This window comes from Nocardiopsis sp. NPDC007018, assembly GCF_040635075.1.
Lineage (GTDB): Bacteria > Actinomycetota > Actinomycetes > Streptosporangiales > Streptosporangiaceae > Nocardiopsis.
Map to the genome: position 1 here is coordinate 26,569 of NZ_JBEYHA010000059.1, position 4,674 is coordinate 31,242.

At 67.9% G+C, this 4,674-nt stretch carries 4 protein-coding genes; all 4 read left to right on the forward strand.

Translation table 11 applies throughout. The features are described from left to right. Positions 1–279: 279 nt before the first annotated feature. From ABZ635_RS23485 to ABZ635_RS23500, 4 genes are read left to right on the forward strand one after another with little or no spacing between them, the layout of a single operon-like run. Positions 280–1,845, forward strand: coding sequence for a branched-chain amino acid ABC transporter permease (locus tag ABZ635_RS23485; protein ID WP_357768923.1), 1,566 nt, complete (start codon positions 280–282; stop codon positions 1,843–1,845). Between the two features lie 12 nt (positions 1,846–1,857). Next, entirely contained in the window at positions 1,858–2,859 is a 1,002-nt protein-coding gene (locus ABZ635_RS23490; protein ID WP_357768925.1) for a branched-chain amino acid ABC transporter permease, read from the forward strand. Beyond that, positions 2,849–3,730 carry an ABC transporter ATP-binding protein gene (locus ABZ635_RS23495; RefSeq protein ID WP_357768927.1) on the forward strand — a complete coding sequence of 294 codons (882 nt, stop codon included), beginning with the start codon at positions 2,849–2,851 and terminating at the stop codon, positions 3,728–3,730. The genes ABZ635_RS23490 and ABZ635_RS23495 overlap by 11 nt, the downstream gene beginning before the upstream one ends. Continuing rightward, a complete protein-coding gene (locus ABZ635_RS23500; protein ID WP_357768929.1) occupies positions 3,723–4,649 on the forward strand; it encodes an ABC transporter ATP-binding protein in 927 nt (308 codons plus the stop codon). Before ABZ635_RS23495 ends, ABZ635_RS23500 begins: the two co-directional genes overlap by 8 nt. The last annotated feature ends 25 nt before the right edge of the window (positions 4,650–4,674 follow it).

The window sequence follows — 4,674 nt, forward strand, 5'->3', positions numbered from 1 at the left end:
ACGGGCGCGGCCCCTTCGTGTGTCCGTTTCCGCAAACCGTGTACGGATGGGCAGGTTACGGCTCCGGAACGTCGACACCTGTTCAGCGTCAACGCGTATCCCGTACCGGTTTGATCTCGGTTGCGCACGATGGGGTGACGGTTGGATCACGTGGCTTAAGCGGCACTGAATGACTGGCATAAATGGGGCTAAACTCACCGCACCGAACAGCTAAAGGACAGCGGAGCCCGTATGCCCCCCATTCGGGTTCCGCCGACCTCAGATGCGCAAGGAGCGCGCGTGCGCACACGCCTCGTGACCGTGTTGCTCGCCCTGATCACCGCATTCCTGGTGATCCCCGGGGCGGCGGCGACGGCAGACGAACAGGGCGGTGAGTCGCTGCACGGTCAGATCGGTCAGCCGGACGACCGGGACCAGGGTGTCGAGGGCATCCTGATCACGGTCTTCCAGGGTGAGGACGAGATCGATGCGGTGGAGACCGACCCTGATGGAAAGTGGGAAGTGGGGTTGCCCGGACCGGGCGACTACCGCGTAGTGGTGGACCAGGAGTCCGTCCCCAGCGAGTTCGCCGTACGCGAGACGTCCCTCATGGCGGACGGTGTGGCCGAGGTCGACGTCGAGCCCGGGCAGCAGAGGCTCCTCCTCGTCGGACTGGAGTACCCGGGCGACTCGGCGGGGCAGGGTGAGAGCTCCCCCTCCCCGGACGCCGAGGCGTCCGACGAAGCCGAGGAGGACGCGGCCGCCGACGACGAGTCGGTCGCGGTCGAGGGCGTCAGCGGCGGGTTCGGTGAGCGCTTCGTGCAGCTCGCCGCGGCCGGTCTGCTCTTCGGTCTGGTCATCGCGGTCTCCGCGATCGGCCTCTCCCTGATCTTCGGTACGACGCAGGTCATCAACTTCTCGCACGGTGACATGGTCACCTTCGGCGCGATGATGGCACTGCTGTTCAGTACCGGCGCCGCGGGGCTGGGCAACTCCCTGCTGGCGATCTTCGCCGGGCTGGGGATCGCCGTCCTGTTGGGCGCGCTCATGGAGGACCGGCTCAACCGGACGACGCTGATCGTCCTCCAGTGGTCCTCGGTCTTCGGCGGCATCGCCCTGGGGACGCTGATGGGCGTCATCGGTGACGGCTTCGACTGGCAGGTGCCGCTGTGGGCGGCCGCCGGTATCGCGGTCGTCATGGGCGCGGTCCTGGGCGGCACGATGGAGCGCTACCTGTGGCGCCCCCTGCGCCGGCGCAACGTCGCCCTGATCCAGATGTTCATCGTCTCGATCGGTCTGGCGCTGGTGCTGCGGCACGTGCTGCTGGTGCTCTTCGGCGCCAACCGGCGCCGCTACGCGGGCTTCCAGGTGCAGGAGCTGGTGCACATCGGCCCGATCTCCATGCCTCCGCGCGACCTGGTGATCATGGCCGTCGCGGTCGTGGTCCTGGTGCTCGTGGCGTGCATGCTCCAGTTCACCCGCATCGGCAAGGCGATGCGCGCGGTCTCGGACAACCGGGACCTGGCGGAGTCGTCGGGCATCGACGTGGACCGGGTGACGCTGTACGTGTGGTTCCTGGGCGGCGGTCTGGCGTCCCTGGGCGGTGTCCTGTTCGGCCTGAACCAGGTCGTGGACTACGAGATGGGCTTCCGTCTGCTCCTGCTCATGTTCGCCGCGGTGATCCTGGGCGGCCTGGGCACGGCCTACGGTGCGATGGTCGGCGGTATCGCGGTCGGCCTGGTGGCGATGCTGTCCACCCTGTGGTTCCCCGCACAGCTCATGCAAGCGTGGGCTCTGGCCCTGATGATCCTCATGCTGCTGATCAGGCCCCAGGGTCTGCTCGGTCGGCGCGAGCGGGTCGGCTAGGAGAGGTAGACGATGGATATTTTCTTGATCCTCGCCGAGTCCGCCCGATCCGCGGTGGGACCGGTGGCCGCGATCTACGCGCTGGCCGCGATCGGCCTGAACATGCACTTCGGCTACGCCGGGCTGCTGAACTTCGGTCAGGTCGGGTTCATGCTGGTGGGCGCCTATGGCGTGGGTATCAGCGTGGCGGTGTTCGACCTGCCGCTCGCGGCCGGGTTCCTGGTGGGCCTGGCCTGCGCGGTGGTGTTGGCGCTGTTGTTGGGTATTCCGACGCTGCGGTTGCGGGCGGACTACCTCTCGATCACCACGATCGCCGCCGCCGAGGTGCTGCGGCTGGTGTACCGGGCCGGTTTCGCCGAGCCCCTGACCAACGGTGTGTACGGGCTCCAGAACCTGTCGGCGGAGTTTCGCGGTTGGAACGAGGCGCTGGGGTTGTTCGACCCGGGCGCCCGGTACGGGGTGGGCGCGCTGTCGTTCACCGGCAACCACATGTGGCTGATGACGGTGACGTGGGGTCTGGTGGCGCTGATGGCGGCGCTGACCTGGGCGTTGATCCACAGCCCGTGGGGCCGTGTGGTGAAGGGCATCCGCGAGGACGAGGACGCGGTGCGCAGCCTCGGCAAGAACGTCTTCGCGTACAAGATGCAGGCGCTGGTCCTGGGCGGTCTGATCGGTGCCCTGGCCGGTTGCATGATGGCGGTGCACCAGGGCGCGATCGCGCCCGACCAGTTCAAGCCGCAGGTGACGTTCTTCCTGTGGGTGATCCTGCTGCTGGGCGGTGCGGGCCGTGTGCTGGGGCCGATCGTGGGTTCGATGGTGTTCTGGTTCCTGATGAACTTCACGGACAAGCTGCTGCGCGGGTTGGGCAGTGAGGGTTACCTGCCGTTCCTTCAGGGGCCGGACTTCGGTGCGATCCAGCTGGCGTTCGTCGGTCTGCTGCTGGTGCTGCTGATCGTGTTCCGGCCGCAGGGTCTGATCGGTGACCGCAAGGAGATGTTGATCAATGTCAAGTGACGAGGTGAACGCCTCCGAGGCGGCGGTCGAGGTCGACCGGATGGCCGGGGCGGTGCCGGAGCCGGGTTCGACGAAGGCCGACCCGATCCTGGTGGCCGACGACGTGAAGCGTTCGTTCGGCGGTCTGACCGCGGTGGACGTGCGGCACCTGGAGGTGCAGCGCGGGACGATCACGGCGTTGATCGGTCCGAACGGCGCGGGCAAGTCGACACTGTTCAACCTCCTCACGGGGTTCGAGCGGGTGGACGGCGGACAGTGGTCGTTCGAGGGCCGGGGCATCAACGGCCGCCGGGGCCACCAGGTGGCGCGGGCCGGGATGGTGCGGACCTTCCAGTTGACCAAGGCGCTGACCCGGATGACGGTGCTCGACAACATGCTGTTGGGGGCGCCGGGCCAGACGGGCGAGCGGATGGCGGGCGCGTTCCTGCGGCCGGTGTGGGGCCGTCAGGAGAAGGCGAACACCGAGAAGGCCCTGGACCTGCTGGAGCGGTTCAAGCTCATCGACAAGCGCCGCGACATGGCGGGGGCGTTGTCGGGAGGTCAGCGCAAGCTGTTGGAGATGGCGCGGGCGCTGATGACCGATCCGAGCATGATCATGCTGGACGAGCCGATGGCGGGTGTGAACCCGGCGTTGGTGCAGTCGTTGCTGCACCACATCACGTCGTTGCGCGACGAGGGCAAGACGGTCCTGTTCGTGGAGCACGACATGGACGTGATCATGGGGATCAGCGACTGGATCGTGGTGTTGGCGCAGGGGCAGGTGATCGCGGAGGGCCGTCCTTCGGACATCCGGTCCAACCAGCAGGTGATCGACGCCTACCTGGGTGCCCAGGACGTCGAGGGTGAGACCCAGGGGAGTGGCGATGAGTGAGGGCAGCGGCGGGGTCGGCCCGGCGCCGGACGAGGTCCCGGTGGAGGCGGAGGAGGCCGCCGCCGTGCAGGAGCACCGCGAGGAGGTGTTGGAGCACGCGCGGGCGGAGTCGCTGGAGGTGGGTGGTCCGGACGACTACCTGCTGTTGGCCAGGGACCTGGTGGCCGGCTACGTGCCTGGTGTGAACATCCTGAACGGGTGCACGCTGACCCTCACCGAGGGTGAGGTGGTGGCGATCATCGGTCCGAACGGCGCGGGTAAGTCGACGCTGATCAAGACGATCTTCGGCCTGATCCCCGTGCGCGAGGGCGGTCTGACTCTGCGGGGTTCCAGCATCGCGGGGTTGGCGGCGCACTCGTTGGTGGAGCGGGGCGTGGGCTACGTCCCGCAGACGCGCAACGTGTTCCCGTCGCTGACGATCGAGGAGAACCTCCAGATGGGGGCGTTCCTGCGGCCGAGGTCGTTCGCGGAGCGGTTCGAGGTGGTGGCGGGGCTGTTCCCGCTGCTGGCGGACCGTCGCCGGGCGAAGGCGGGGTCGTTGTCGGGTGGTCAGCGCCAGATGGTGGCGATGGGCCGGGCCCTGATGATGGACCCGTCGGTGCTGTTGTTGGACGAGCCGACGGCGGGGTTGTCGCCGATCTACCAGGAGGAGGTCTTCCAGCGCGTGAAGGAGGTCAACGCCGCCGGGGTCTCGGTGATCATGGTGGAGCAGAACGCGCGGCGGTGCCTGCAGATCTGTGACCGCGGCTACGTGCTGGACCAGGGCCGGAACGCGTACACGGGTTCGGGTCGGGAACTGCTGAACGATCCGAACGTGATCGAGCTGTACCTGGGGACGCTCGCCAAGGGCACTCTGGGCGGGCGGGTGCGAGGGAGCACCGCACCCCGACGACCAGGTCTTCTTCCAAAGGCCCGGTGAGACGGCCGGGAGGACGGTGGCCGAC

Excerpts from the sequence above, each read along its gene's own strand:
- ABZ635_RS23490 (WP_357768925.1), top strand. The coding sequence starts at position 1,858 with ATGGATATTTTCTTGATCCTCGCCGAGTCCGCCCGATCCGCGGTGGGA.
- ABZ635_RS23495 (WP_357768927.1), top strand. The coding sequence starts at position 2,849 with ATGTCAAGTGACGAGGTGAACGCCTCCGAGGCGGCGGTCGAGGTCGAC.
- ABZ635_RS23500 (WP_357768929.1), top strand. The coding sequence starts at position 3,723 with ATGAGTGAGGGCAGCGGCGGGGTCGGCCCGGCGCCGGACGAGGTCCCG.